At 58.5% G+C, this 26,443-nt stretch carries 26 protein-coding genes, 1 tRNA gene and 1 pseudogene; 11 read left to right on the forward strand and 17 right to left on the reverse strand.

Going from position 1 to position 26,443, the window contains the following annotated elements:
- Positions 1-82: 82 nt before the first annotated feature.
- The 8 genes from ychF to TU81_RS28205 form a co-directional block, all read right to left on the reverse strand.
- Positions 83-1,183, reverse strand: coding sequence for a redox-regulated ATPase YchF (gene ychF / locus TU81_RS28170; protein WP_048397740.1), 1,101 nt, complete (start codon positions 1,181-1,183; stop codon positions 83-85).
- A gap of 23 nt (positions 1,184-1,206) precedes the next feature.
- Positions 1,207-1,791 (reverse strand): aminoacyl-tRNA hydrolase, encoded by a 585-nt coding sequence (gene pth / locus TU81_RS28175; RefSeq protein WP_007905795.1) that lies wholly within the window; start codon positions 1,789-1,791, stop codon positions 1,207-1,209.
- A 169-nt stretch (positions 1,792-1,960) separates the two neighbouring features.
- Complete coding sequence (locus tag TU81_RS28180) at positions 1,961-2,560, reverse strand: 50S ribosomal protein L25/general stress protein Ctc (RefSeq protein WP_038978385.1); 600 nt, start codon at positions 2,558-2,560, stop codon at positions 1,961-1,963.
- Positions 2,561-2,702: 142 nt separating this feature from the next.
- Entirely contained in the window at positions 2,703-3,644 is a 942-nt protein-coding gene (locus TU81_RS28185; RefSeq protein WP_003171603.1) for a ribose-phosphate pyrophosphokinase, read from the reverse strand.
- 46 nt (positions 3,645-3,690) lie between these two features.
- Positions 3,691-3,765, reverse strand: a tRNA-Gln gene (locus tag TU81_RS28190).
- Between the two features lie 37 nt (positions 3,766-3,802).
- Positions 3,803-4,654, reverse strand: a complete 852-nt coding sequence (gene ispE, locus TU81_RS28195) for a 4-(cytidine 5'-diphospho)-2-C-methyl-D-erythritol kinase (protein ID WP_038981569.1) — start codon at positions 4,652-4,654, stop codon at positions 3,803-3,805.
- 2 nt (positions 4,655-4,656) lie between these two features.
- On the reverse strand, positions 4,657-5,274 hold the full coding sequence (gene lolB, locus TU81_RS28200) for a lipoprotein insertase outer membrane protein LolB (protein WP_048397742.1): 618 nt from the start codon (positions 5,272-5,274) through the stop codon (positions 4,657-4,659).
- Positions 5,275-5,277: 3 nt separating this feature from the next.
- The gene (locus tag TU81_RS28205) at positions 5,278-7,002 is read right to left on the reverse strand and encodes a tetratricopeptide repeat protein (RefSeq protein WP_048397744.1); all 1,725 of its coding nucleotides are present in this window, start codon (positions 7,000-7,002) and stop codon (positions 5,278-5,280) included.
- Positions 7,003-7,237: 235 nt separating this feature from the next.
- Here TU81_RS28205 and hemA point away from each other — a divergent pair, with 235 nt between their 5' ends.
- The 6 genes from hemA (at position 7,238) to TU81_RS28235 (ending at position 12,609) form a co-directional block, all read left to right on the forward strand.
- Positions 7,238-8,527, forward strand: a complete 1,290-nt coding sequence (gene hemA / locus TU81_RS28210) for a glutamyl-tRNA reductase (protein WP_048397746.1) — start codon at positions 7,238-7,240, stop codon at positions 8,525-8,527.
- Positions 8,524-9,606 carry a peptide chain release factor 1 gene (gene prfA, locus TU81_RS28215; protein ID WP_038981576.1) on the forward strand — a complete coding sequence of 361 codons (1,083 nt, stop codon included), beginning with the start codon at positions 8,524-8,526 and terminating at the stop codon, positions 9,604-9,606. The genes hemA and prfA overlap by 4 nt, the downstream gene beginning before the upstream one ends.
- A complete protein-coding gene (gene prmC, locus TU81_RS28220; protein WP_038981578.1) occupies positions 9,607-10,437 on the forward strand; it encodes a peptide chain release factor N(5)-glutamine methyltransferase in 831 nt (276 codons plus the stop codon). It abuts the gene before it with no gap.
- A complete protein-coding gene (locus TU81_RS28225) occupies positions 10,431-11,186 on the forward strand; it encodes a molybdopterin-synthase adenylyltransferase MoeB (RefSeq protein ID WP_048397748.1) in 756 nt (251 codons plus the stop codon). Before prmC ends, TU81_RS28225 begins: the two co-directional genes overlap by 7 nt.
- Entirely contained in the window at positions 11,179-11,970 is a 792-nt protein-coding gene (gene murI / locus TU81_RS28230) for a glutamate racemase (RefSeq protein WP_048397750.1), read from the forward strand. The genes TU81_RS28225 and murI overlap by 8 nt, the downstream gene beginning before the upstream one ends.
- Positions 11,971-12,090: 120 nt before the next feature.
- Positions 12,091-12,609, forward strand: a complete 519-nt coding sequence (locus tag TU81_RS28235; protein ID WP_038981583.1) for an acyloxyacyl hydrolase — start codon at positions 12,091-12,093, stop codon at positions 12,607-12,609.
- A gap of 104 nt (positions 12,610-12,713) precedes the next feature.
- Here TU81_RS28235 and TU81_RS28240 read toward each other — a convergent pair whose 3' ends face one another.
- The 6 genes and pseudogenes from TU81_RS28240 to TU81_RS28265 form a co-directional block, all read right to left on the reverse strand.
- On the reverse strand, positions 12,714-13,019 hold the full coding sequence (locus TU81_RS28240) for a YkgJ family cysteine cluster protein (protein WP_007905822.1): 306 nt from the start codon (positions 13,017-13,019) through the stop codon (positions 12,714-12,716).
- Between the two features lie 60 nt (positions 13,020-13,079).
- Complete coding sequence (locus tag TU81_RS28245) at positions 13,080-13,856, reverse strand: SDR family NAD(P)-dependent oxidoreductase (RefSeq protein ID WP_048397752.1); 777 nt, start codon at positions 13,854-13,856, stop codon at positions 13,080-13,082.
- Positions 13,857-13,919: 63 nt separating this feature from the next.
- The gene (gene phrB, locus TU81_RS28250; protein WP_048397790.1) at positions 13,920-15,368 is read right to left on the reverse strand and encodes a deoxyribodipyrimidine photo-lyase; all 1,449 of its coding nucleotides are present in this window, start codon (positions 15,366-15,368) and stop codon (positions 13,920-13,922) included.
- 34 nt (positions 15,369-15,402) lie between these two features.
- Positions 15,403-16,344 (reverse strand): MerR family transcriptional regulator, encoded by a 942-nt coding sequence (locus TU81_RS28255; protein WP_038981585.1) that lies wholly within the window; start codon positions 16,342-16,344, stop codon positions 15,403-15,405.
- Positions 16,344-16,922 (reverse strand): annotated as a pseudogene (locus tag TU81_RS28260) (YbgA family protein); the annotation flags it as partial. The gene TU81_RS28255 and the pseudogene TU81_RS28260, both read right to left, overlap by 1 nt.
- Positions 16,923-17,144: 222 nt before the next feature.
- Entirely contained in the window at positions 17,145-18,131 is a 987-nt protein-coding gene (locus TU81_RS28265) for an NAD(P)/FAD-dependent oxidoreductase (RefSeq protein ID WP_048397754.1), read from the reverse strand.
- A 196-nt stretch (positions 18,132-18,327) separates the two neighbouring features.
- Here TU81_RS28265 and TU81_RS28270 point away from each other — a divergent pair, with 196 nt between their 5' ends.
- Positions 18,328-19,236 carry a TIGR01777 family oxidoreductase gene (locus TU81_RS28270; RefSeq protein ID WP_048397757.1) on the forward strand — a complete coding sequence of 303 codons (909 nt, stop codon included), beginning with the start codon at positions 18,328-18,330 and terminating at the stop codon, positions 19,234-19,236.
- An 8-nt stretch (positions 19,237-19,244) separates the two neighbouring features.
- A complete protein-coding gene (gene hemH / locus TU81_RS28275; RefSeq protein ID WP_038981589.1) occupies positions 19,245-20,270 on the forward strand; it encodes a ferrochelatase in 1,026 nt (341 codons plus the stop codon).
- 86 nt (positions 20,271-20,356) lie between these two features.
- Here the strand turns inward: hemH and TU81_RS28280 are convergent, their stop codons facing one another.
- Complete coding sequence (locus tag TU81_RS28280) at positions 20,357-21,631, reverse strand: uracil-xanthine permease family protein (protein WP_038981590.1); 1,275 nt, start codon at positions 21,629-21,631, stop codon at positions 20,357-20,359.
- Positions 21,632-21,633: 2 nt separating this feature from the next.
- Complete coding sequence (gene upp / locus TU81_RS28285) at positions 21,634-22,272, reverse strand: uracil phosphoribosyltransferase (RefSeq protein WP_008011992.1); 639 nt, start codon at positions 22,270-22,272, stop codon at positions 21,634-21,636.
- A gap of 165 nt (positions 22,273-22,437) precedes the next feature.
- Between upp and TU81_RS28290 the strand changes: the two genes are divergently transcribed.
- The 3 genes from TU81_RS28290 to TU81_RS28300 all read left to right on the forward strand — a co-directional run bounded on the left by TU81_RS28290 (position 22,438) and on the right by TU81_RS28300 (position 24,084).
- On the forward strand, positions 22,438-22,995 hold the full coding sequence (locus tag TU81_RS28290) for a hypoxanthine-guanine phosphoribosyltransferase (protein ID WP_038981591.1): 558 nt from the start codon (positions 22,438-22,440) through the stop codon (positions 22,993-22,995).
- Positions 22,996-23,247: 252 nt separating this feature from the next.
- Positions 23,248-23,733: a hypothetical protein gene (locus TU81_RS28295; RefSeq protein ID WP_048397768.1), complete on the forward strand. Its 486-nt coding sequence runs from the start codon at positions 23,248-23,250 to the stop codon at positions 23,731-23,733.
- Positions 23,734-23,796: 63 nt separating this feature from the next.
- Positions 23,797-24,084, forward strand: coding sequence for a PA4642 family protein (locus TU81_RS28300; protein WP_038981593.1), 288 nt, complete (start codon positions 23,797-23,799; stop codon positions 24,082-24,084).
- A gap of 157 nt (positions 24,085-24,241) precedes the next feature.
- On the opposite strand, the gene mqo is transcribed toward TU81_RS28300, so the two are convergent.
- The gene (gene mqo / locus TU81_RS28305; protein ID WP_048397770.1) at positions 24,242-25,750 is read right to left on the reverse strand and encodes a malate dehydrogenase (quinone); all 1,509 of its coding nucleotides are present in this window, start codon (positions 25,748-25,750) and stop codon (positions 24,242-24,244) included.
- Between the last annotated feature and the right edge of the window lie 693 nt (positions 25,751-26,443).

A 26,443-nucleotide genomic window follows, 5' to 3' on the forward strand; every position in this document is an offset into this window, starting at 1 on the left:
CCTTTGTTGTGCTGGTTTTATACGCGAAAAAAGAGGCACAAAAAAGCCGCGTCTAAACGCGGCTTTTTCTTGAGCGGGTGTTTTACACGTTGAAGCGGAAGTGCATCACGTCGCCATCTTTAACGATGTAATCCTTGCCTTCCAGGCGCCACTTACCGGCTTCTTTAGTGCCGGCTTCGCCCTTGTACTGGATGAAGTCGTCATAAGCGATGACTTCGGCGCGGATGAAGCCTTTTTCGAAGTCGGTGTGGATCACGCCAGCAGCTTGCGGTGCGGTAGCACCGACGCGGACGGTCCAGGCGCGGACTTCTTCGACACCGGCGGTGAAGTAGGTCTGCAGGTGCAGCATTTCGTAGCCGGCACGAATCACGCGGTTCAGGCCAGGTTCTTCGAGGCCCAGGGCTTCGAGGAACATGTCTTTCTCTTCACCGTCTTCCAGTTCGGCGATTTCGGCTTCGATCTTGTTGCAGACCGGAACCACCATGGCGCCTTCTTCTTCGGCGATGGCTTTGACGATGTCCAGCAGCGGGTTGTTCTCGAAACCGTCTTCAGCGACGTTGGCGATGTACATGACCGGCTTGGTGGTCAACAGGTGGAAGCCCTTGATCACCGCTTTGTCGTCGGCGCCCATGTTCTTCATCAGCGTGCGCGCTGGCTTGCCGAGGGTGAAGTGGGCGATCAGTTGCTCAAGCAGGGCTTTCTGGACGACGGCGTCCTTGTCACCACCCTTGGCGTTACGGGCGACTTTCTGCAGTTGCTTCTCGCAGCTGTCGAGGTCGGCGAAGATCAGTTCCAGGTCGATGATCTCGATGTCGCGTTTCGGGTCAACGCTGTTGGAGACGTGAATCACGTTCTCGTCTTCGAAGCAGCGGACCACGTGAGCGATGGCATCGGTCTCGCGGATGTTGGCGAGGAATTTGTTGCCCAGGCCTTCACCTTTCGAGGCGCCGGCAACCAGGCCAGCGATGTCGACGAATTCCATGGTGGTCGGCAGGATGCGCTTTGGATTGACGATGGCTGCCAGGGCTTCCAGACGCGGATCCGGCATCGGCACGATACCGGTGTTCGGCTCGATGGTGCAGAAGGGGAAGTTCTCGGCCGCGATCCCGGATTTGGTCAGGGCGTTGAACAGGGTGGACTTGCCGACGTTAGGCAGGCCGACGATGCCGCAATTGAATCCCATGGTGTTTTCCCCGAGGAGTAGAGTCAGGCCTTCTGGCTGTGCAGGTTTTTCATCGCGCGGTTCCATTCACCGGCGAGGATATCCGGCAGCACGCCGAGGGCAAAGTCGATGCTGGCATCGAGTTTTTCCTGTTCGGCGCGTGGCGCACGACCCAGGACGAAATTTGAAACCATACTGGCAACGCCCGGGTGGCCAATGCCAAGCCGCAAGCGGTGAAAGGTATTCTGATTGCCCAGTTGCGCGATGATGTCGCGCAACCCGTTGTGACCGCCATGGCCGCCGCCCTGTTTGAGCTTGGCAACGCCCGGAGGCAGATCGAGTTCGTCATGCGCCACCAGGATTTCTTCAGGCTTGATGCGGAAGAAGCCGGCAAGTGCCGCGACGGCTTGGCCGCTGCGGTTCATGTAGGTGGTGGGAATCAGCAGACGGACATCCTGACCCTGATGCGAATAGCGCCCGGTCAGGCCGAAATACTTGCGATCGGCCACAAGGTTGACACCTTGCGCGTGCGCGATGCGCTCAACAAAAAGGGCCCCTGCGTTATGCCGGGTCTGTTCGTATTCAGCGCCTGGATTTCCCAGGCCAACGATCAGTTTGATGGCGGTCACGATAGGGGCCCTTCCTTGGAGTGGTGGATAACATCGCCGCAATCAGGGTGTGCGGCGAAAGTGGACGACAAGTGCTCATTTACCATTATGTAAACTCCGCGTTCTCGCCCGCTTTCTCGCTACGCTCTAGTCCGCGATGTTTCCGGTCACTCCGGCGAACAGAGTGAAATTACTCTGCTGCGCCTTCAGTAGCTTCTGGAGCAACACGTGGAGCGTGAACGTTGGCAACAGCCAGGTCGTTACCGTGAGCCAGAGCAACAAACTCAACGCCTTTAGGGGCTTTGAGGTCGGACAGGTGAATGATCGAGCCGACTTCGGCGTTAGCCAGGTCAACTTCGATGAATTCAGGCAGGTCTTTCGGCAGGCACGAAACTTCGATTTCAGAAACAACGTGCGAGATTTCGCCGCCTTTCTTGATCGGAGCAGCTTCGCCAACGAAGTGTACAGGCACGATAGCGGTCAGTTTCTGGCCAGCTACTACGCGTACGAAGTCAGCGTGCAGCACGTGGCCTTTGGCCGGGTGACGCTGCAGAGCCTTGATGATTACGTTTTGCTTGGTGCCGCCAACGTTCAGCTCGATGATGTGGCTGTAAGCCGCTTCGTTTTCGAGCAGTTTGGCAACTTCTTTAGCCAGCATGCTGATGGATTCAGGGGCTTTTTCGCCACCGTAAACTACAGCTGGAACCAAGCTTGCGAGACGACGCAGGCGGCGGCTCGCACCTTTCCCCAGGTCGGAACGCACTTCAGCATTCAGAGTAAAATCGTTCATGTTGTATCTCCAAAATAACCACATTCGCCCCAGCGTTTGCGACCAGCGCTAAAGGCGATATGGGCAAAAAAGCCCCGCCCCGACAGGAATGCCGGGGCGGGGCGCTTTTCGTCAACGAGATGTAATGAAAAGGGCAGGGCCCTTAACGGAACATCGCGCTGATCGATTCTTCATTGCTGATGCGGCGAACCGCCTCGGCAACTACCGGTGCGATATCCAGTTGGCGGATACGCGCACAGGCTTGTGCTGCAGCGGACAGCGGGATGGTATTTGTTACCACCAGCTCGTCCAGCACGGAATTTTCAATGTTTTCGATCGCCCGACCCGACAGCACAGGGTGCGTGCAGTAGGCGAAAACCTTGGCAGCGCCATGCTCTTTCAGGGCCTTGGCCGCGTGGCACAGAGTGCCGGCGGTATCGACCATGTCATCGACCAGAATACAGGTACGCCCTTCGACATCACCGATGATATGCATCACTTCAGAGTGATTGGCTTTCTCACGGCGTTTGTCGATGATCCCGAGATCCACGCCCAAGGATTTGGCAACAGCCCGTGCACGCACGACGCCACCAATGTCCGGGGACACGATCATCAGGTTTTCGAAGCGCTGATCTTCAATATCATCCACCAGTACCGGGGAGCCGTAGATGTTATCTACCGGAATATCGAAGAAACCCTGAATCTGGTCAGCATGCAGATCAACCGTGAGAACACGGTCGATGCCGACTACGGTAAGCATGTCAGCAACGACTTTCGCGCTGATAGCCACACGTGCGGAACGCGGACGGCGATCCTGACGGGCATAACCAAAGTAAGGAATAACAGCAGTGATACGAGTAGCCGAGGAGCGGCGGAAGGCATCAGCCATCACTACCAGTTCCATCAGGTTATCGTTGGTCGGAGCGCAAGTCGGCTGAATAATGAAGACGTCTTTACCGCGAACGTTTTCATTGATCTCGGCAGTAATTTCGCCGTCGGAGAACTTACCGACAGAGATGTCACCGAGAGGGATATGCAGCTGACGTACAACACGCCGAGCCAGATCGGGGTTAGCGTTCCCCGTAAAGACCATCATCTTGGACACGCGCAGTACCTGAAGGCTGAGGGTAACCTGGATGAGTATAGGAAAATGGCAGGGGCGGCTGGATTCGAACCAACGCATGGCAGGATCAAAACCTGCTGCCTTACCGCTTGGCGACGCCCCTGTATCTGTTGCAACGAGTACCCAGTACTCGATTCCTTTTAGAGCAGACTTTGCAGCTTGCGATGCAACATCGAAACGTTGCTTCCTTTTGCTACAAACCCTGTAAGGGTCTCTGTCAGAAGGGCCGAGACTTTATCAGCTTCAGCTTTGCTTGGGAAGCCCCCAAACACACAACTTCCAGTTCCGGTGAGTTTTGCTTCGGTAAATTTACCTAACAAATTCAATGCGTTACGTACATCTGGATAACGCCTTGCTACCACCGGCAAGCAGTCATTTCGACTGTTTCCCTTGGGAACGGGGCGCACTTTAATGGGAGGAGTGTTACGTGTCAACAGTGGATCTGAAAAAATTTCTGCTGTACTTACAGATACTTGCGGCACCAGCACGAGATACCACGGTTCTTCGGGCTCTACAGGGGTGAGTTTCTCCCCCACGCCCTCGGCGAAAGCCGCGTGGCCACGCACGAAAACCGGGACGTCGGCGCCAAGCGTGAGGCCCAGCGCGGCCAGTCGATCCTCATCCCAACCCAGTTGCCAAAGATGATTGAGGCCCAGCAATGTGGTCGCCGCATTCGAACTGCCGCCACCGATTCCACCGCCCATGGGCAGGATTTTTTCGATCCAGATGTCGACACCCAGCGAACAACCGGATTGTTCCTGAAGTTTTTTTGCGGCTTTGACGATCAGGTTGCTGTCGTGAGGGACGTCGGCGAATTCGGTGTGTAACCGAATCACGCCATCGTCGCGAACGGCGAAGGTGATTTCGTCGCCGTAATCGAGGAACTGAAAAATCGTCTGCAACTCGTGGTAACCGTCTTCGCGACGACCGAGGATGTGCAGCATCAAATTGAGCTTGGCGGGCGAGGGCAAGGTCAGGCGTGGTGCAGTCATGTTCACTGCCCCAGTTTGCGTGGTTGCCATTCCTTGATCACCAGCGTGACATCAAGGTCGGTGCCGTGCAGTTTGATCCGCTCGGGCAGCCAGTAGCCGTTTTGCTCGGCATAACTGAGGTACTCGACCTGCCAGCCATCCTGTTCGAGATTGGCCAGGCGGCTGTCGACGTCGAGGGTCAGGCGACTTTTGCTGTCCGGGGCCGGGAGCCCGCGAACCCACCACGCCAGATGGGATACCGGCAATTTCCAGCCCAGTTGTTCTTCAACCAGGGCTTCCGGGGTCTGCGCGTCATAGCGGCCCTGATTGGCCACTTCCAGCGAGACTTTGCCCGGGCGACCGGTCAGGCGGGCCGCGCCACGACCCAGTGGGCCGGAGAGACGGATGTCGTAGTAATCCTGGCGTTGCAGCCAGAACAACGTGCCGCTGCCCGAATCTTTTGGCGCGCGGATGCCGATTTTGCCGTTGATCTGCCAGCCGTCGAGGCCGGTCAGTTGCTGTTTGTGCTCGCGCCATTGGGCCTTGTTGCCTTGACCCTGGACCGATTCGCGGGCAACGAAGCCCGCGCAACCGGCGAGCAGGGCGATGAAGCTGAAAATAATGAGGTGGCGCAAAAACATAACTTAAAGAGTCTCTGATCCGGTCAGGCGCTTGATGGTGCCGCGCAGGGTAGGGCTGTCGGGCTGTTCCTTGAGGAACTTGCTCCAGATTTGCTTGGCTTCGCGTTGTTTGCCGTTGGCCCACAGCACTTCGCCCAGGTGAGCGGCGACTTCCTGATCGGGGAAGCGCTCCAGCGCCTGGCGCAAATACCGCTCGGCTTCATCGAGGTTACCCAGGCGGAAATTGACCCATCCGAGGCTGTCGAGGACTGCCGGGTCTTCCGGGTTGATCTGGTGCGCCTGCTCGATCAAGGCTTTGGCTTCGGCGTAGCGTGTGGTGCGGTCGGACAGGGTGTAGCCGAGGGCGTTCAGCGCCATCGCATTGTTCGGGTCGCGCTTGATGATCAGTCGCAGATCTTTTTCCATCTGCGCCAGGTCATTGCGTTTTTCTGCCAGCATGGCCCGGGTATACAGCAGATTCAGATCGTCCGGGTATTGCTGGAGGGCTTGCTGCAAGACATTCCAGGCCTTGTCGCCCTGTTTGTTGGCGGACAAGGTTTCGGCTTCGATCAGATACAGCTGGATCGCGTAATCGGGTTGCTCGCCGCGCTCGGCTGCCAGACGGCTTTGGGCTTCGGCGGTCTTGCCATTGCTCATCAGAATATCGGCCTGACGCAATTGCGCCGGCAGGTAATCGTTGCCCGCCCCGACCTGGGCATACTCGATCAATGCGCCCTGCGGGTCGTTACGCTCTTCAGCGATGCGCCCCAGGTTCAGGTGTGCCGAGTCGACATGGCTTTCCCGAGCGATCAAATCTTCCAGATAACCTTTGGCCTCGTCCCACGCCTTGGCTTCCAGGCAGACCAGGGCCAGGGAATAACGCAGTTCGTCATCTTCGGGGTATTGCTGCACCAGGCTCGAGAACTCGACCTTGGCGTCGTCCATGCGGTCCTGTTCAACCAGCATCCGCGCATAGGTCAGGCGCAGGCGTTTGTCGTCCGGGTATTTCTTGATGCTTTTTTGCAACAGCGGCAGGGCTTCATCGCCACGGTTGAGCCCTTGCAGCAGGCGCGCGCGCAGCAGGATCGGCGCTATTTCGCCCTCGTCCGGCGGGTTGTCTTCGAGCAGGGTCAGGGCACCTTTGGCATCGCCGTCCTGTTGCAGCAACAAGGCCTTGCCGAAAATCAGCTGGTTGTTGTGCGGATGACGCTGCAACAAGCGGTCAAAACCTTTCATCAGACCGTTGCGCGTGTCTTGGTCGGTATCGGCCGCGGACAGGGCGAGGAAGTCGAAATGCGTGTCGCCTTTGCCTTGCAGGACTTTTTCCATATAGACCATGGAGTCGTCATAACGCCCTGCGCGGGCGAGTTGCACGGCAGCCGCCCGTTGCGCCTCGAGATCGTCCGGGGCGTTTTTGGCCCAGACCAGTGCGGTATCGAGGGCAGCCTGATCGGCACCCAGATACTCGGCAATGCGAAATGCCCGCTCGGAGATGCCCGGATCCTGGGTATTGATGGCCTGGGTCACGTAGTTGTCCAGGGCAATGTCGTAACGATTGCGCTGGCCAGCGAGTTCGGCGCTCAACAGACTGAAGACGGTTTCTTCACTGAACGAGCTGTAAACCTTGGGCTTTTCAGGAACCGGAGTGCTGTCTTCGACCGGCGGCGTACCGTCCGACGAAACGGGTGCCAAGGCCTGGCAGCCGCTGAGGAAGACAAAAGCGAGGAGCAACGCGGAAGATCTATTCATATAGGAAAAGGACGACTAACCTGCGGTCGGATCATCATGACACAAGCCTTCAGCCAAACATAACCGCCCGGCCAATTTACCCGCACGGGCAATCCCCGTAGGCCCGGCGCCCTTGTAAACGAGAACGGATCGCAGCCTTTGGCCGTTCTTACAGGAACGATAGAGATCGAGTAGTTGTTCTGGCTCTGTCGAAGTAGGACAATTGTCGGCTTCACGTCACCATCAGCGACCTTGAATGGCCTTCCTTGCACTCGGTATTAACCACAAGACTGCTTCAGTAGACGTCCGCGAGCGCGTGGCCTTTACCCCTGAGCAGCTGGTTGAGGCCTTGCAGCAGCTCTGCCGACTCACCGACAGCCGCGAAGCTGCGATCCTCTCCACCTGCAATCGCAGTGAACTGTATATAGAACAGGATCACCTTTCGGCTGACATCGTGTTGCGCTGGCTGGCCGATTATCATCATTTGAGCCTCGATGAGCTGCGTGCGTGCGCTTATGTGCACGAAGATGATGCGGCAGTTCGTCACATGATGCGGGTTGCCTCCGGGCTCGATTCGCTGGTGTTGGGTGAACCGCAGATTCTTGGTCAGATGAAATCGGCCTACGCTGTCGCTCGCGAGGCCGGCACCATCGGTCCGCTGCTCGGAAGGCTGTTCCAGGCTACATTCAATGCGGCCAAACAGGTACGAACCGACACCGCCATCGGCGAAAATCCGGTATCCGTGGCGTTTGCCGCGGTCAGCCTGGCGAAACAGATTTTCAGTGATTTGCAACGCAGCCAGGCCTTGCTGATCGGCGCTGGCGAGACCATCACTCTGGTCGCCCGCCATCTGCATGAGCTGGGGGTGAAGCGAATCGTGGTCGCCAACCGCACCCTTGAGCGCGCGAGCATTCTGGCCGAGCAGTTCGGCGCCCACGCAGTGCTGCTCTCGGACATCCCGGCAGAACTGGTGCGCAGCGACATCGTCATCAGTTCCACCGCCAGCCAGTTGCCTATTCTCGGTAAAGGGGCGGTGGAAAGTGCCTTGAAATTGCGCAAGCACAAGCCGATTTTCATGGTGGATATCGCCGTTCCTCGGGATATCGAACCGGAAGTCGGCGAGTTGGACGACGTTTACCTGTATAGCGTCGACGATCTCCATGAAGTGGTTGCTGAAAACCTCAAGAGCCGTCAGGGCGCAGCCCAGGCCGCCGAAGAAATGGTGTCGGTCGGTGCCGAAGATTTCATGGTTCGCCTGCGCGAACTGGCGGCGGTGGATGTGCTCAAGGCCTATCGTCAACAAAGCGAGCGCATGCGCGACGAAGAATTGCAGAAAGCCCAGCGCATGCTCGCCAATGGCAGCAGCGCCGAAGACGTGCTGGTGCAACTGGCCCGCGGCCTGACCAACAAACTCTTGCATGCTCCGAGTGTGCAATTGAAAAAGCTCTCTGCCGAAGGCCGCCTCGATGCGCTGGCCATGGCCCAGGAACTCTTTGCCCTCGGTGAGGGCTCATCGGATAGCTTTTCGGATAAAAAACCGCAATGAAAGCGTCACTGCTCAATAAGCTGGACATCCTCCAGGACCGTTTCGAGGAATTGACCGCCCTGCTTGGCGACGGCGAGGTCATTTCCGATCAAAACAAGTTCCGCACCTATTCCAAGGAATATGCGGAAGTCGAGCCGATCGTTGGCACCTATAAACAGCTGCTTAAAGTGCAGGGCGACCTCGAAGGGGCTCAGGCGCTGCTCAAGGACAGCGACCCGGACATGCGCGAAATGGCCGTGGAAGAAGTCCGCGAAGCCAAAGAGCAGCTAATCGAAATCGAAGCCAGCCTGCAGCGCATGCTGCTGCCCAAAGATCCGAATGACGGGCGCAACGTATTCCTCGAAATCCGTGCCGGCACCGGCGGTGACGAAGCAGCGATTTTCTCCGGCGACCTGTTCCGCATGTATTCGCGTTACGCCGAGCGGCGTGGCTGGCGGGTAGAGATTCTCTCGGAGAACGAAGGCGAACACGGCGGCTATAAAGAAGTCATTGCCCGGGTCGAAGGCGAGAACGTTTACGGCAAGCTGAAGTTCGAATCCGGCGCGCACCGCGTGCAGCGGGTTCCGGCCACTGAATCCCAGGGCCGCATCCACACCTCGGCCTGCACCGTGGCGGTGTTGCCCGAGCCGGACGAGCAGGAAGCGATCGAGATCAACCCGGCGGATCTGCGGGTCGACACCTATCGTTCCTCCGGTGCCGGTGGTCAGCACGTCAACAAGACCGACTCGGCGATTCGTATCACGCACTTGCCGTCCGGTATTGTCGTCGAGTGCCAGGAAGAACGTTCCCAGCACAAGAACCGCGCCCGGGCGATGTCCTGGCTGTCGGCCAAACTCAACGACCAGCAGACCAGCGCCGCCGCGAACGCTATCGCTAGCGAGCGTAAATTGCTGGTAGGTTCCGGTGACCGCTCCGAGCGGATCCGCACCTATAATTTTGCCCAGGGCCGGGTCACCGACCACCGGGTCAACCTGACGCTGTATTCGCTTGACGAAATTCTCGCCGGTGGCGTGGATGCGGTGATCGAACCGCTGCTGGCCGAGTTCCAGGCCGACCAATTGGCAGCGATAGGTGAGTAAATGACGATCATTGCCAGCTTGTTGCGCGCCGCCGATTTGCCCGACTCGCCCACTGCGCGTCTGGATGCCGAATTGCTGCTGGCGGCTGCCTTGGGCAAGTCCCGCAGTTTTCTGCACACCTGGCCTGAACGTATCGTGCCGAGCGAAGCGGCCCTGAAGTTTGCCGAGTACCTGCAGCGCCGTCGTAGCGGTGAGCCGGTGGCCTACATTCTGGGGCAGCAAGGCTTCTGGAAACTCGACCTGGAAGTCGCGCCCCACACGCTGATTCCGCGTCCCGACACCGAATTGCTGGTAGAGACCGCGCTGGAACTGTTGCCGGCCACACAGGCCTTGGTGCTCGATTTGGGCACCGGCAGTGGCGCCATCGCCCTGGCCTTGGCCAGCGAACGTCCGGCCTGGAAAGTCACCGCCGTGGATCGCGTGCTGGAAGCCGTCGCCCTGGCCGAACGCAATCGCCAGCGGCTGCACCTGAACAACGCCACAGTGCTGAGTAGCCATTGGTTCAGCGCTTTGGAAGGCCAACGTTTTCAATTGATCATCAGCAATCCGCCCTACATTGCTTCGACCGATCCGCATCTGGCGGAGGGCGACGTGCGCTTCGAACCGGCCAGTGCCCTGGTGGCCGGCGTCGATGGGCTCGACGATTTGCGTCTGATCGTCGATCAGGCACCGGATCATCTTGAGGCGGGTGGCTGGTTGATGCTCGAACATGGTTACGATCAAGCCGAGGCCGTGCGCGATTTGCTGCTGACCCGCGGCTTTGAAGAGGTCCATAGCCGCACCGATCTGGGCGGTCACGAACGCATCAGTCTGGGGCGCTTGCCGTGCTGAATGATCAGGAATTACTACGCTATAGCCGGCAGATTCTGCTGCAACACGTCGACATCGACGGCCAGTTACGGCTCAAAGAAAGCCGCGTGCTGATTGTCGGCCTCGGCGGTCTCGGCTCACCGGTTGCGCTGTACCTGGCGGCGGCCGGTATCGGTGAGTTGCATCTGGCGGACTTCGACACGGTTGACCTGACCAATCTGCAACGCCAGATCGTTCACGACACCGACAGCGTAGGCCTGAGCAAGGTCGATTCGACGATCCGTCGCCTGACCGCAATCAATCCTGAGATTCAGCTGATTGCCCATCGCACCGCCCTGGATGAAGATTCTCTGGCGGCGGCAGTCGCGGCGGTGGATCTGGTGCTGGACTGTTCCGATAATTTTTCCACCCGCGAGGCGGTCAACGCCGCGTGTGTGGCTGCGCGTAAACCGCTGGTCAGCGGTGCGGCGATTCGGCTGGAAGGGCAATTGTCGGTCTTCGACTCCCGTCGTCCGGAAAGCCCGTGCTACCACTGTTTGTACGGGCACGGCAGCGAAGCCGAGCTGACCTGCAGCGAGGCCGGCGTACTCGGTCCGCTGGTGGGCCTGGTCGGCAGTCTGCAAGCCCTCGAAGCGCTGAAATTGCTGGTGGGGTTCGGCGAACCGCTGGTGGGGCGCCTGTTATTGATCGATGCCTTGGGCACGCGCTTCCGTGAGTTGCGGGTCAAGCGTGATCCGGGTTGTAGCGTCTGCGGGTCAAGCCATGCGTGAAGCGCCGATTGCTGTATTCGATTCCGGCGTCGGTGGACTCTCCGTTCTGGCCGAGATCCAGCAGTTGCTGCCCAACGAGTCTCTTTTGTACCTCGGCGATTGCGGGAATATTCCCTACGGTGAGAAATCACCGGCATTCATCAGTCAGCGTTGCAGTGTCATGGCGCAGTTCTTTCAGCAGCAGGGCGCCAAGGCGCTGGTGCTCGCTTGCAACACCGCGACCGTTGCAGGTGTTGCGGATTTGCGGCGCGATTTCCCCGAGTGGCCCATCGTCGGCATGGAGCCGGCGGTCAAACCGGCTGCAGCGGCGACGCGCAGCGGTGTGGTTGGCGTACTCGCCACCACCGGCACTTTACAGAGTGCCAAGTTCGCCGCCTTGCTCGACCGTTTCGCCGCCGATGTGCGAGTCATCACTCAGCCATGCCCCGGGTTGGTGGAGCTGATTGAAAATGGCGATTTGCACAGCGAGACATTGCGTCAGTTGCTGCAAGGGTATGTCGATCCGCTGCTGGCTGAAGGTGCAGACACGATCATTCTTGGCTGCACGCATTATCCCTTTCTAAAGTCGCTGCTTAAACAGATGATCCCCCAGAACATCAGCCTGATCGATACCGGTGCCGCTGTGGCACGGCAGCTTCAACGATTGTTGGCCGAGCGTGAGTTGCTGGCCGAGGGACCTGCTGGTGCTACCCGGTTTTGGACAAGTGCGGACCCTGAGCATTTCAGAAATATCTTGCCGGTTTTGTGGCATTCGACCGGTGTTGTGCAAAGCTTCGACTTGTAGATAAAAAATGTGAAGAAACGAATAATTGGGCTGAACTTCTGATCAAGCGTCTACTTCTATAGCTTTGTCTGTTGGGCAGTATAAAAACCATACGAAATTGTTCGGAAAAGGATGTTTCTAATGAAGCGACTATTCTGCTTGGCCGCGATTGCGACCGCATTGATGGGGCACAGTTTTACCGCACAGGCGGCAGGTGTGGAGTTCGGGGTCGGCCAGACCAGCGATTCGACCATGACCTACCGATTGGGGATGCAATTCGACTGGGACAAGAGCTGGTTGCAGAGTGACATCGGTCGCTTGACCGGCTACTGGAGCGGTGCTTACACCTATTGGGATGGCGATGAAACGTCGAGCAATCACAGTTTGTCGTTCTCGCCGGTGCTGGTGTACGAGTTTGCCGGTCAGACCATCAAACCCTACATTGAAGCGGGTATCGGTATCGCGGTGTTTGCCAACACCGAAGTCGAAGACAACAAACTGGGCAGTGCCTTTCAGTTCGAAGACCGTTTCGGGTTTGGTCTGCGCTTTACCGGCGGACATGAAGTAGGGATTCGCGCCACGCACTATTCCAATGCCGGGATCAGCAGCCCGAACGATGGCGTAGAGAGTTATTCGCTGCATTACACGATGCCGTTGTAACGTCAAAAGCATCGCGGGCAAGCCACGCTCCCACAGGTTTAGTGACCTCCTGTGGGAGCGTGGCTTGCCCGCGATGGCGTCAGTTCTGATGACACATCTCTAAACTACCGATACGCCGTCGCAATCCCCTGGCGTTCGGTGATGCATTCCGGTGCGCCCATTTCGAACTCCCGGCAGATCAGCGGACGTTTTTCGTAGATGGTGCACATCATGCTGTTGCGATCCAGCGCGGCGCACCAGCCGTCATCCAGTCGCAGCATGACTTCCCCACCCCAATCATCGGTATCGATAAAACGCTCGGGCACACCGGTGTCGGTGATCAACATGACTTCTAGCTGACAGCAGCAGGCCGCGCAGGTCGAGCAGGTGACCGCAGGTTCGGCGATTTGCGTGTGGGGAATGGTTTTCATGGCGCGCAGTGTAAGGCAGTAGGCCCATGCTGTGTGAAAGGCCTGACGGACGCTCAGGCTTCACGGCAGATCCTCGACCGGCGGATTGTTTCGCTCCATGCGCTTGTCGATTTCCAGTCCCGTCTGGCCGGGCTTTTGCGGCAGAGGCCAAAGGACAGGCATGAGCAGTTCCGGTAAGGAGAGCTCCAGTGGGCGATGCTTGAGCATGTCGAGAAGGTATCGCGCAGCGTTGTCCGCCGACCAGTCGAGGTGTTGGGGAACGTCATTGCTCAGGGGGATATCGATAAGTCCTGGGCTGACTATGGTCATTTCGATGTTTTCCGGCTCCACGTCGGTGCGCAAGGACTCGAAAAGATGACGCAATCCGGGCTTTGAATCGCCAAAGGCTTCGGCCCGTGGCAGGGGCAGCCAGGTCACCGAGCTGGCCATGCCCACCAGATGCGGCGCAGTGCCCGCCTGCAGCAGGGGCCGGGCTGCTTCGATGCAATAGCTGCTGGCCAGCAGGTTGGTACGCACGATGTGCTCGATGATTGACGAGTCGAACTGGCTGACATCGACATATTCGCAGGTACCTGCGTTGAGGATCATGGTGTCCAGAGAACCCCATTCATTGGCAATCTGCTCGCCGATTTCACGCACCCGTTGGCCATTGGTCAAATCACCCTCGACCACCAGCACTTGTCCGGGATAACGCTGAGACAGGGCTTCCAATGGCGCCAATGAGCGGGAGCTGACAGCCAGGTGGGCACCGGTTTTCAGTATTTCTTCGGCCAAAGCGGCACCAATACCGTTGCTGGCGCCGGTCAACCAGTATCGTCTTGGAGGTGTGCGACTCATCCCAATTCCTTTTTTTTAAACCAGATAATTTCCCGGCTGTGTTCATCACGCAATGCTGCGGCTTCAAATTAATTCAGGTGGTGATAACCCCTGTCGCGACGGCAGGTTCTTGAACGCGGCCAGGGCCCGTTCGCGGGAAGTGCTCAGGTTAACGATCGGCGATGGGTAATCTGTCACACCGAATAATCCGTCGAGTCTCGCGCGATTATGCAGGTCTTTTTTGTTCATTTCATTGATCTGCGGCAACCAATGCTTGATGAAAACCCCTTCGGCATCGAACTTTTCCGACTGGCTCAGGGGGTTGAAAATTCGGAAGTAGGGTGCCGAATCGGTGCCGGTGGACGAACTCCACTGCCAGCCACCGTTGTTCGCCGCCAGATCGCCGTCAATCAGATGCCGCATGAAGAAACGCTCGCCTTCACGCCAGTCGATCAGCAGGTTTTTGGTCAGGAACATTGCCACGACCATGCGCAAACGGTTGTGCATCCAGCCGGTCTCCAGCAATTGGCGCATGGCAGCATCAATGATCGGCAGGCCGGTACGGCCTTGTTGCCAGGCCTTGAGATCTTCCGGGGCGTCACGCCAGGCCAGGGCTTCGGTTTCCGGGCGAAAGGCGCGGTGCCGAGAGACCCGTGGGTAGCCCACCAGAATGTGTTTGTAGAATTCGCGCCACAACAACTCGTTGATCCAGGTGACCGCGCCGACCTTGCCGCTTTCAAACTCCCCCTGATTGCTTCGCAACGCAGCGTGCAGACACTGACGAGGGGAGATGACCCCAGCGGTGAGATAGGCCGAGAGCCGGCTGGTGCCGGGTTTTGCCGGGAAATCGCGCTCGCTGTGGTAATAGTCGATCTGCGCGTCGGTAAAGGTCTCGAGGCGGCGTCGGGCCTCGGCTTCACCGGCCGGCCAGAGAGCACGCAAACTGTCGCTGGGCGTGTCGAAACCCTCGACACGAGAGGGCGGTTCGTCGCTGGCGATACCCAGCGGCGCCTGAATGGCGGGGGCGCTAACCAATCTCGGCAATGATGCATGCAAGCGTTCGTAGCAGACTTTGCGGAACTGGCTGAAGACCTGGAAATAGGTGCCGGTTCTGGTCAGCACGGTGCCAGGCTTGAACAACAGTTGATCGAGGTAGCGGTAAAAGTCGATGCCTTGGGCTTTCAGGGCTTGGGCCACCGCGGCATCACGACGGGTTTCATGAATGCCGTATTCCTCGTTGACGTGCACTGCGTCGATCCTCAATTGCTGGCACAACTCGAGCAGGACCTTCGGTGCCTCATCCCATCGGGACGCCGTGCGAATCAGCAGCGGGATGTTCAGGGCGTCCAGTGCGTGGCGTAATTCGTTCAGGTTGCGCAGCCAGAAATCCACTTTGCACGGCGCATCGTCATGCGCCAGCCATTGCTGCGGACTCAGCAAATACACCGCCACACTCGGACCGCGGGCTGCGGCGGCCGAGAGGGCGGTGTTGTCATGTAGACGCAAGTCGCTGCGCAGCCAGATCAATTGCATGGTGGTATCCGCACGATCCATTAAAAAAGCGTCATTAAATGAGCCCACGCTGAATCAGGCCCTGATGGGCCGACAACGGGTCTTCGGCCAGGGACAAATCAGCAATGGCGGTGGTTTTTGCGGATAACTCGGTGTGGTGAATGCGCACCGTTGATCCGGCAATCATTTTTGGGCAGCTGACGCCACTCAATAGTTTCATCAAATGCGAAAGATTCATGGCTTTGCTGGAATACAGCAGTACGCCGCGGGCTTGCAGGTGATCGACCGCCAGCGCAAGTTCGCCAGCGGGGAGCGGCCAGTCGAAGACTTCCACCGGGCAATCGACGCTGCTGATCAGCCAGGCCGTGAGCCACAGATAAGGCTCCAGTGGCAGGTCCGAATGATTGATCAGCAGCAGCGGCGCGGTGCGTAACTGACGGTTGTTATGGTAGATCCTTGCGCCGAATTTGCTGCGCAACCAGGAATAAACAAATACCCGCTCCATCTGCGCGCCGAACTGGCCTTGCCAGCGTTGTTCCAGTTCCGCCAGCAACGGCATCAACAATCTTTCACACAAGGTGCGTGGCGGATACAGCGCCATCGCCTGATTCACCGTGTCATCGAGGGTACGTTCGGCTAGCTGAGTGACCGCTTGCAGCAATGTCTGGCGCAGCACCAGCCAATCGTTCCCGATGGGGTCGGTAAGCCCTTGAGGCGTGTCGAGCAGTTGTTTGACCTGGCTGACAGCCACGCCGCGATTGAGCCAGGTGAGGATCGTCAGGATCCGTTGAACGTGTTCGGCACAGAACAGCCGATGCCCCTTGGGCGTACGCTGGGGCACGATCAGCCCATAGCGCCGTTCCCAGGCGCGTAAGGTGACGGCATTGACCCCGGTTTGCCGGGCCACTTCACGAATGGGCAGCCAACCAGCGTCCAGGGCCTTCTTGAAGTCACTGCCAAGGTCTTCGCTGGCGCGGGTGTCCGGTGGATTTTTCATTAAATCGCGTTTCGCAGGCTGAGGTTTTCCGGGTGCGGTTGCAGGTAAACCTGTTGCGCAATGTATGGATTCGGGTGTTGGCGAAAGTAGTGTTTGAGCAGCGTCAATGGCACCACCAACGGCACGATTCCCTGGCGATACTGGCTGATGACGTGCCGCACTTTCTGTTTGTCTTCAGGGCTGATGGCTTGTTTGAGATAGCCGCTGAGATGCTGCAGCACGTTGGTGTGGGTGCGGCGTGTGGCGCATTTTTTCAGGGCCGCCATCAGCTCGCTGAAATAGCGCGGGCCGAGTACTTCGAGATCAGTCTGGCCCATGTTGCCCAACAAGTTGCCCAGGGTTTTGTATTGCACCGGGTTGTGGGCCATCAGCAGGTATTTGTAGCGCGAGTGGAAGTCAGTGAGGCCGCGTCGGGTCAGGCCTGTTTGCAGTAACTGCTGCCAGGCGTTGTAGGCGAACACGCGGGTGAGGAAGTTGTCCCGCAGCACCGGGTCGTTGAGGCGGCCTTCTTCTTCCACCGGTAAATCAGGATGCAATGCACAGAAGGCTTGGGTGTAGATACCACGGCTACCGCCGTTGTAGCGCACCTCGGGCCCCATCAGGCAGGCGCTGATGGCGATTTTCGGTTTCATGGCTGTAGGGGGCATCGGAGCGCCTCGAATCCAGACCTGTACAGATTATTAGGTCTGTACAACATGACTTCATCATAGATTCAAAGGTGTACAAGTCAAATTTTTTGTATAGGTTTTGCGGGGCTGCTGCCCATGTCGACAGCAGCGATGGGCTGGGCTTGATTCAATTCACTGCAGGTGTTCGTGCAGCCTGCGGGCTGCTTCCTGACCACTGAGCCAGGCACCTTCGACACGGCCAGACAGGCACCAGTCGCCGCACACATACAGGCCCAGATCGGCATCGGCCAGGACACCCCATTCATGGCTGCTGGCCGGCCGGGCATACAGCCAGCGATGAGCGAGGCTGAAAGTCGGAGCAGGCATGGCGTCGTGCAGCAGTTCGGCAAAGGCACCGTGCAATTGCTCGATCACCGCTTCCTTGGGCAGGTCGATATGCTGCCGGCTCCAGGCACTGGTAGCGTGCAGCACCCAAGTGTCGAGGGTGGTGTCGCGTCCCGGTTTGCTGCGGTTGCGCGCTAGCCAGTCGAGAGGACTGTCCTGCACGAAGCAGCCTTCGATGGCGGTTTCCAGTGGCGTGTCAAAAGCCAGGGCGACGGCCCAGGTCGGCTCCATTTTTACCCCGGCGGCGGCTCCGGCGAGCTTCGGCGCGGCCGCCAGCAGCGCGGTCGCCTGAGGGGCTGGCGTGGCAATAACCACATGGCTGAACGGGCCGTGAGTGAAGCCGTCGGCGTCTTGCAGATGCCAGTGCTCTTCACCTCGATAGACTTCGGTGATGCGGCAGGCGAAATGCACTTCCAGATCCCCGAGCAGGCCGCGTGTGATCGCGCTCATGCGTGGCGTACCGACCCAGCGAGTCTGTTCGTCCGGCGAGGGGCTGAGCTGGCCGCCATGGAAGGTATAGAGCTGTGGCGTCCACACGGCGACCCAGCCGTTGGCTTGCCAGCGCTGGACTTCGGTGACAAAGCGACGGTCGCGGGCAGTGAAATATTGCGCGCCCATGTCCAGAGCACCCGCATCGCTGCGCTTGCTCGACATGCGTCCGCCACTGCCGCGGCTTTTATCGAAAAGTTGAACGACATGCCCGGCCTCCGTAAGGGCCTGGGCGGCTGAGAGTCCGGCGATGCCGGTGCCGATGATTGCGATAGGTACAGTCATAGGGGCCTCGTTTACCTTTCTGTACAGACTACGCCGTGGTTCAAACCTGTACAATATTGTTTTTTGGTATAACTTTTAGCGTCCTCGTTCTGACAGCTTGGCCTATTGTTAAGCTCAGAGCCTGCCCAATACCAAAGATCCCTGCTTATAAAAATAGACTAGTGATCAGGGTTAAACGCCACGCGAGGAAGATGTCATGCACATATTGCTGACCGGCGGTACTGGTTTGATAGGACGTCAGCTCTGCCAGCACTGGTTGAGCCAAGGACATCGCCTGACGGTCTGGAGTCGCACGCCTGCAAAAGTCGCCAAAGTCTGTGGCACTCAGGTTCGTGGAATCGCACGCCTTGAGGACCTGGGTCAAGAACCGGTGGATGCCATTATCAACCTCGCGGGCGCACCGATTGCCGACCGGCTCTGGACTCATAAACGCAAAGCTTTGTTGTGGAGCAGCCGGATCACCCTGACCGAAACCCTGCTGGCCTGGCTCGAAAGCCGCGAGCAGAAACCGCAGGTGCTGATCTCCGGCTCGGCAATCGGTTGGTACGGCGACGGTGGCGAACGGGAGTTGACTGAAGAATCGCCACCGGTCATCGATGATTTCGCCAGCCAGTTGTGCGTCGCCTGGGAGGAAACCGCGCAGCGCGCCGAAGCCTTGGGCATTCGCGTGATCCTCATTCGCACCGGGTTGGTGCTGTCCGCCGAGGGCGGCTTTTTGTCGCGGCTGTTGTTGCCGTTCAAACTGGGGCTGGGCGGGCCGATCGGCAGTGGTCGGCAGTGGATGCCGTGGATTCATATCAAGGATCAAATCGCCCTGATTGATTTTCTTCTGAACCGCAATGAGGCCAGCGGTCCATATAATGCCTGCGCGCCCAAGCCGGTACGCAATCGTGAATTCGCCCAAACGTTGGGTAGCGTGTTGCATCGTCCGGCGTTCATGCCGATGCCAACTCTCGTGTTGAAGGTGGGCCTGGGCGAGTTGTCATTGTTGTTGCTGGGTGGCCAGAAGGCCATGCCGGCTCGCTTGCTGGAAGCGGGCTTCACTTTCCAGTTCACCGATTTGCGCGCGGCGTTGGACGATCTGTCCAGCCGCCTTAAGAAATAGGACGTTGCATGACCGATCACGCGTTGCTTCTGGTCAACCTGGGTTCACCTGCTTCCACCTCGGTGGCAGATGTGCGCAGCTACCTCAATCAATTTCTGATGGACCCGTATGTGATCGACCTGCCGTGGCCGGTGCGGCGTTTGCTGGTGTCGTTGATTCTGATCAAGCGCCCAGAGCAATCGGCCCACGCTTACGCGTCGATCTGGTGGGCGGACGGCTCGCCACTGGTGGTGCTCAGCCGTCGTCTGCAACGGGCCATGACCGCGCAGTGGACCCACGGGCCGGTGGAACTGGCGATGCGCTACGGCGAGCCATCCATTGAGTCGACGCTGGTTCGCCTGGCGGCTCAGGGGCACAAAAAAATCACCCTGGCGCCGCTCTATCCGCAGTTCGCCGACAGCACCGTGACCACGGTGATCGAAGAAGCCAAGCGAGTGGTGCGGGAGAAGAAACTCGACGTGCAGTTCTCGATTCTCCAGCCGTTCTACGATCAGCCGGAATACCTCGATGCCCTGGTGGCCAGCGCTACGCCATATTTGCAGCAGGATTACGATCACCTGCTACTGAGCTTTCATGGTTTGCCGGAGCGGCATCTGACCAAGATCGACCCCACCGGTCACCATTGCTTTAAAAGCGAAAATTGCTGTCAGAACGCTTCACCGGAAGTATTAGCCACTTGCTACCGCGCTCAGTGCCTGCGCACTGCGTCAGAGTTTGCCAAGCGCATGGGCCTGCCGGACGGCAAGTGGTCGGTGTCGTTCCAGTCGCGTCTGGGCCGGGCCAAGTGGATCGAACCCTACACCGAAGCGCGCCTCGATGAGTTGGCCAAAAGCGGCGTGAAGAAAGTCCTGGTGATGTGCCCGGCGTTCGTCGCCGATTGCATCGAAACCCTGGAAGAGATTGGTGATCGCGGGAAGGAGCAGTTCCTCGAAGCGGGAGGGGAGGAGTTGGTGCTGGTGCCATGCCTCAACGATGATCCGCAGTGGGCCAAGGCGTTGAACGCATTGTGTGAACGGGCGCCGTTGGCGCTTTAAAAGCATCGCGGGCAAGCCCGCTCCCACAAGGTCAGCGCAATACCTGTGGGAGCGGGCTTGCCCGCGATGGCGTTCTTGAGACCTGCTTAGATCAGCGGCTCTTCCGCCTGCTTGTGCTTCCAGCTGTCATGGCCCGGCAGCAACAGGTTCAACGCAATCGCCACCACCGCGCACAGCGCGATGCCTTTGAGGCCGAAATCGTCCGGGCCGGTGCCGGTGCCGACCAGCACACCGCCAATCCCGAACACCAGCGTCACCGAGACAATCACCAGATTGCGTGCTTCACCCAGGTCGATCTTGTGGCGAATCATTGTGTTCATCCCCACCGCAGCGATCGAACCGAACAACAGGCAGAGAATCCCGCCCATCACTGGCACAGGGATGCTTTGCAGCAGGGCACCGAACTTGCCGATGAACGCCAGGCTGATCGCAAAGATCGCCGCCCAGGTCATGATTTTCGGGTTGTAGTTTTTGGTCAGCATCACCGCGCCAGTCACTTCAGCGTAGGTGGTGTTGGGTGGGCCGCCGAACAGACCGGCCGCGGTGGTGGCAATGCCATCGCCGAGCAAGGTGCGATGCAGGCCGGGCTTCTTCAAATAATCGCGACCAGTCACGCTACCCACTGCAATCACGCCGCCGATGTGCTCAATGGCCGGGGCCAGGGCTACCGGAACGATGAACAGAATCGCCTGCCAGTTGAATTCCGGCGCCGTGAACTGTGGAATCGCGAACCACGGTGCAGCAGCAATCTTCGCGGTGTCGACCACCCCGAAATAGAACGCCATGGCGAAACCCACCAACACGCCGGAGATGATCGGCACCAGGCGGAAAATACCTTTGCCGAACACCGCGACAATCAAAGTGGTCAGCAGCGCCGGCATCGAGATCAACATCGCCGTCTGGTAAGGAATCAGTTCGGTACCGTCGCCGGCCTTGCCCATCGCCATGTTGGCGGCGATCGGCGCCATGGCCAGGCCGATGGAGATGATCACCGGACCAATCACCACCGGTGGCAACAGGCGATCGATGAACCCGGTGCCTTTGATCTTCACGGCAAGGCCGAGGAAGGTGTAGACGAAACCCGCCGCCATCACACCGCCCATGGTCGCCGCGAGGCCAAACTGGCCCTTGGCGAGAATGATCGGCGTGATGAAGGCAAAGCTCGAGGCGAGGAACACCGGCACCTGACGCCCGGTGACGATCTGGAACAGAATCGTCCCCAAACCCGCGGTGAACAGCGCCACGTTCGGGTCGAGGCCGGTAATCAACGGCATCAACACCAGGGCACCAAAGGCCACGAACAGCATCTGTGCACCCGACAGCACTGTGCGCCAGAGCGGATCGTTGAACTCTTGCTGCATGCTCAAGCGTCCTTCTGCTTGGTGCCGAAGATCTTGTCACCGGCATCGCCCAAGCCTGGGATGATGTAACCGTGTTCGTTGAGTTTTTCGTCAATGGAAGCGGTGTAGATCATCACGTCCGGGTGAGCTTTTCCTACAGCGGCGATGCCTTCAGGAGCAGCCACCAGGACCATCGCACGGATGTCCTTGCAGCCGGCCTTTTTCAGCAAATCAATGGTGGCGACCATGGAGCTGCCGGTGGCGAGCATCGGGTCGATGATCATCGCCAGGCGTTCGTCGATTTCCGGTACCAGTTTTTCCAGGTAGGTGTGGGCCTGCAGGGTTTGTTCGTTGCGGGCCACGCCCACGGCGCTGACTTTGGCGCCTGGGATCAGGCTCAGCACGCCTTCGAGCATGCCGATACCGGCACGCAGGATCGGCACCACGGTAATTTTCTTGCCGGCGATTTTCTCCACCGATACCGTGCCGCACCAGCCTTCGATGTCGTAGCTTTCCAGCGGCAGGTCTTTGGTGGCTTCATAGGTCAGCAAGGCACCGACTTCCTGAGCGAGCTCACGGAAATTCTTCGTGCTAATGTCGGCGCGGCGCATAAGGCCAAGTTTATGGCGGATCAGCGGATGGCGGATCTCGAGGATGGGCATGGGAAAGGCTCCGGGGGCGGGCAAAAAAAACCGGCCCAGATTAATCTATCCGAGGGTGTTGTCCTATAGACATATAGAACGTTAGTCCACAAACGCTTGATCTGGCCGTGCGGGATGCGTACCTTTGCCCGCTTTTCCTTTGTCCGTCCCCCCTTGGAGAGCGCCATGTCCGCTGATCTCGAGCATATCCGTCAAATCATGCGAGAGGCTGACTGCCTGTACACCGAAGCTGAAGTCGAGGCGGCCATCGCCCGCGTCGGTGCACAAATCAACGATCAGCTGGCTGAAAGCAATCCGGTAGTGTTTTGCGTGATGAACGGTGGGCTGATTTTCTCCGGCAAGCTGCTGACCCATCTGAGCTTTCCGCTGGAAGCGTCCTACCTGCACGCCACCCGCTATCGCAACGAAACCAGCGGCGGCGACCTGTTCTGGAAAGCCAAGCCGGAAGTCTCGTTCATCGACCGTGACGTGCTGATCATCGACGACATCCTCGATGAAGGTCACACCCTGGGCGCGATCATCGACTTCTGCAAACACGCTGGCGCCCGCGCCGTGCACACCGCCGTGCTGATCGACAAGGACCACGACCGCAAGGCTCGCCCGGACCTGAAAGCCGATTTCGTCGGTCTGCCGTGCATCGACCGTTACATCTTCGGTTATGGCATGGACTACAAAGGCTACTGGCGTAACGCTAACGGGATTTTTGCTGTTAAAGGCATGTAGCCCGGCTATCCCCTTTCCTGTGGGAGCGGGCTTGTGTGGCGAGGGGGCTTGCCCCCGTTCGGCTGCGAAGCAGTCGTAAACCCGATCAATGCGGTGTGTCTGTCGACATGCGATTGCAGGTTTTGGGGCTGCTTCGCCGCCCAACGGGGGCAAGCCCCCTCGCCACAGCCACGCTCCCACAGGGATCGGTGTCCACAGAAGAGTTTTCGTACACCCATGCTAGAGTGCTCGGCCCCGCCCCCGGAGCCTGTCATGAGCCTTTTGATCCGCAGCTGCGCCACCCTGTTGCTGACCCTCAGCCTGCCCCTGGCCGCCGCCCCGTCGCCGATGCATGCGCAGTTTTTACCCCCGGACGACCTGACCCTGCGTGACGCTGAACCCGAGCAGCAGCAACTGTTGCAGATCACCGAGTATTCGGTGGTGATCGGCAGCCAGCGCCAGTCCAACCAACAGCCGATCCCGGTTACATCGCCATTGCTGATCCGCCTCAAGGGCAAATCCTTGAACAAGGGCGCGACCATCAGCCAGGTGCTAGTCAACTTCGATGGCGAAAGCAAAAGCCTGAAAAAGCCGATCTACGACGAGAAGCGCAAGACTCTGACGCTGTTCTACCCAATGGCCCAATACCGGGTGGTGATCGATTTGTTGCGCAATGACACGGTGTATTGCCAGTTCCTCAGCTACGCCAACGGCCATGTCTGGGCCGATTTGCATACAGGCAGCGTTCGTCCGCGTTGAGCCCGGCGCTAAGGCAGGGGTAAACTGCCCGCCCCGTGAAATGTCTGCGAGCTGGAGTCGGCAATGCGTAAAGATAAGAAGCAAGTGATTGGTGACGAGATCGGCGATGAGCAGATCAAGCTGTTCCTCGATTTTGAGCCGGTCGATGCCACTTCACCGTCGCTGCACAAACTGATCAAGGCGTACCGTGGCCTGCGCATCGATGACTTCGAGCGTTTTCTGACGTTCTTTGTTGAAGCCGGCCTGGACCTGGATGGCAAGGATGAGCACGGCAATGACTTCGTCGCTCTGATCAAGGATCAGCGCAACGCGGCCGAGTACATCGAGCTGATCAGCAAGGCTCGCGGTTAAGATCAAAAGATCGCAGCCTCGCTACGCTCGACAGCTCCTACAAATGGTTCGCTCATACCTGTAGGAGCTGTCGAGCGTAGCGAGGCTGCGATCTTTTCAGCGGCACAAAAAAACGCCCCGCACTCAATGAGGACGGGGCGTTTTTTATGCGGCCGAATCAAGCGTAGCTTTCGGTCTCGTTACTGGCTTCAACCAGTTCCAGCGCGACATTGTTGTGCGCATTGATCTTGCGATACAGCGCAGCGTCGGTTTCCAGAACCTTTTCCCGAGCCGGGAAGATTTCCGCCAGTTTGGCAGCCCATTCGCCTTTGGCTTTGTTCGGGAAGCATTTCTCGATCAGTTCCAGCATGATCGAAACAGTCACCGAAGCGCCTGGCGAAGCGCCAAGCAGGGCGGCAAGGGAACCGTCCTTGGCCGCGACCAGTTCGGTACCGAACTGCAGAACGCCGCCTTTCTTCGGGTCTTTCTTGATGATCTGTACCCGTTGGCCGGCCACTTCCAGGCGCCAGTCTTCGGCTTTCGCTTCAGGGTAGAAACGACGCAGGGATTCCAGGCGCTGTTCCATCGACTGCATCACTTCACTGACCAGGTACTTGGTCAGGTCCATGTTGTTTTTGGCCACCGCCAGCATCGGGCCGATGTTGCCGGCGCGAACCGACATCGGCAGGTCCATGAACGAACCGTGCTTGAGGAACTTGGTGGTGAAACCGGCGTAAGGTCCGAACAGCAGGGACTTCTTGCCATCGACCACGCGGGTGTCCAGGTGCGGCACGGACATCGGTGGCGAACCTACCGCAGCCTGGCTGTAGACCTTGGCCTGGTGGTGCTTGACCACTTCCGGGTTGTCGCAACGCAGCCATTGGCCGCTGATCGGGAAACCGCCGAAGCCTTTGCTTTCTTCGATGCCCGAAGCTTGCAACAGTGGCAGTGCCGCACCGCCGGCGCCAAGGAACACGAACTTCGCATCGACCTCACGGGTATTGCCGCTGTTGACGTCCTTGATGCTGACAGTCCAGCCACCGTTGTTACGCTTCAGGCCAGTCACACGCTTGCAGTACTTGACCTGGGCATCGGGTGCGCTGGTCAGGTGCTGGAGCAGTTGGTTGGTCAGGGCGCCGAAGTTGACGTCGGTGCCGTTCATCACGCGGGTGGCGGCGACAACTTCGTCAGCCGGGCGGCCCGGCATCATCAACGGCATCCACTCGGCCATGGTGGCCTTGTCTTCGGTGTATTCCATGTCCGAGAAGGCGTGGTGTTTGCTCAGTGTCTTGAAACGTTCCTTGAGGAAGGAGACGCCGTCGTCGCCCTGCACGAAGCTCAGGTGCGGCACCGGGCTGATGAACGACTTGCACGAGCCGAACGTGCCTTTCTTGGTCAGGTAGGACCAGAACTGCTTCGACACCTCGAACTGGGTGTTGATGTGCACGGCTTTCTTGATGTCGACGGTGCCGTCGGCGGCCTGTGGCGTGTAGTTCAGCTCACACAGCCCGGCGTGACCGGTACCGGCGTTGTTCCACGGATTGGAACTCTCCGCGGCACCGGAATCCATCAGCTCGACGACTTCCAGCTTGATCGCGGGGTCGAGCTCTTTGAGCAGTACAGCAAGGGTGGCACTCATGATGCCGGCCCCAACCAGTACTACGTCGACTGCTTCGTTATGCGCCATTTAACGCGTCTCCAAAATCTGCAGCACCAAATTGTCGGCATAGCTGCCAGGAGTGACGGGGCGTGTCAGTGATGCCCCAGGTACCCATGGCCAGGATCGCCATGTCCGAATCTTCGCAATTTTTCGCAACTTCGACGGATGCATGCGGCCTGGCCTCAAGAGTCACATGAACTCATTTCGGCACGCGGCTGGCAATTCGACTTATGGTCGAGACATCCGTTTGTGCAACCAAATCCGTAGCGGACAGGCTTCAGGCTCCGGTGTTCGAGGAATACTCGGTCCTGTGTCGTTGGGCTGTTGTAGACGCTAATGGTGCATGTTCAGACGCAAAACTATTCATTGCTCGCCACACTCTTGTGAAGTTGTGAAAACCCGTTTTTTTCACGCTCTTTTGAAGACGTGAACCTCAAAAAAGGGCTGTCCCAGCCTGGCACCGTGCCCGGATGGATTGCCGCCATGGGATACATGACAAGCAAAACGGGCAAACAGCTCAGTGACCGAGCGTAATGACAGCTCTGCAGATTCGCGAAAAGTGGTGTTTTTGCTTAGGGAACAGCAAGCGCGCCAGCTTCACTCGATCTGTGTGGGCGGCTCTCTGTGGGCGGTGCGGGGGTGTCAATACCGAGGCATTAACGATGCTGCGAGGCCCGATCAGGAGACGTCCTTATAATCGGGGGGAGATTGTAACGAAGA

Source organism: Pseudomonas lini, assembly GCF_001042905.1.
In the GTDB taxonomy this organism is placed as follows: Bacteria; Pseudomonadota; Gammaproteobacteria; order Pseudomonadales; family Pseudomonadaceae; genus Aquipseudomonas; species Aquipseudomonas lini.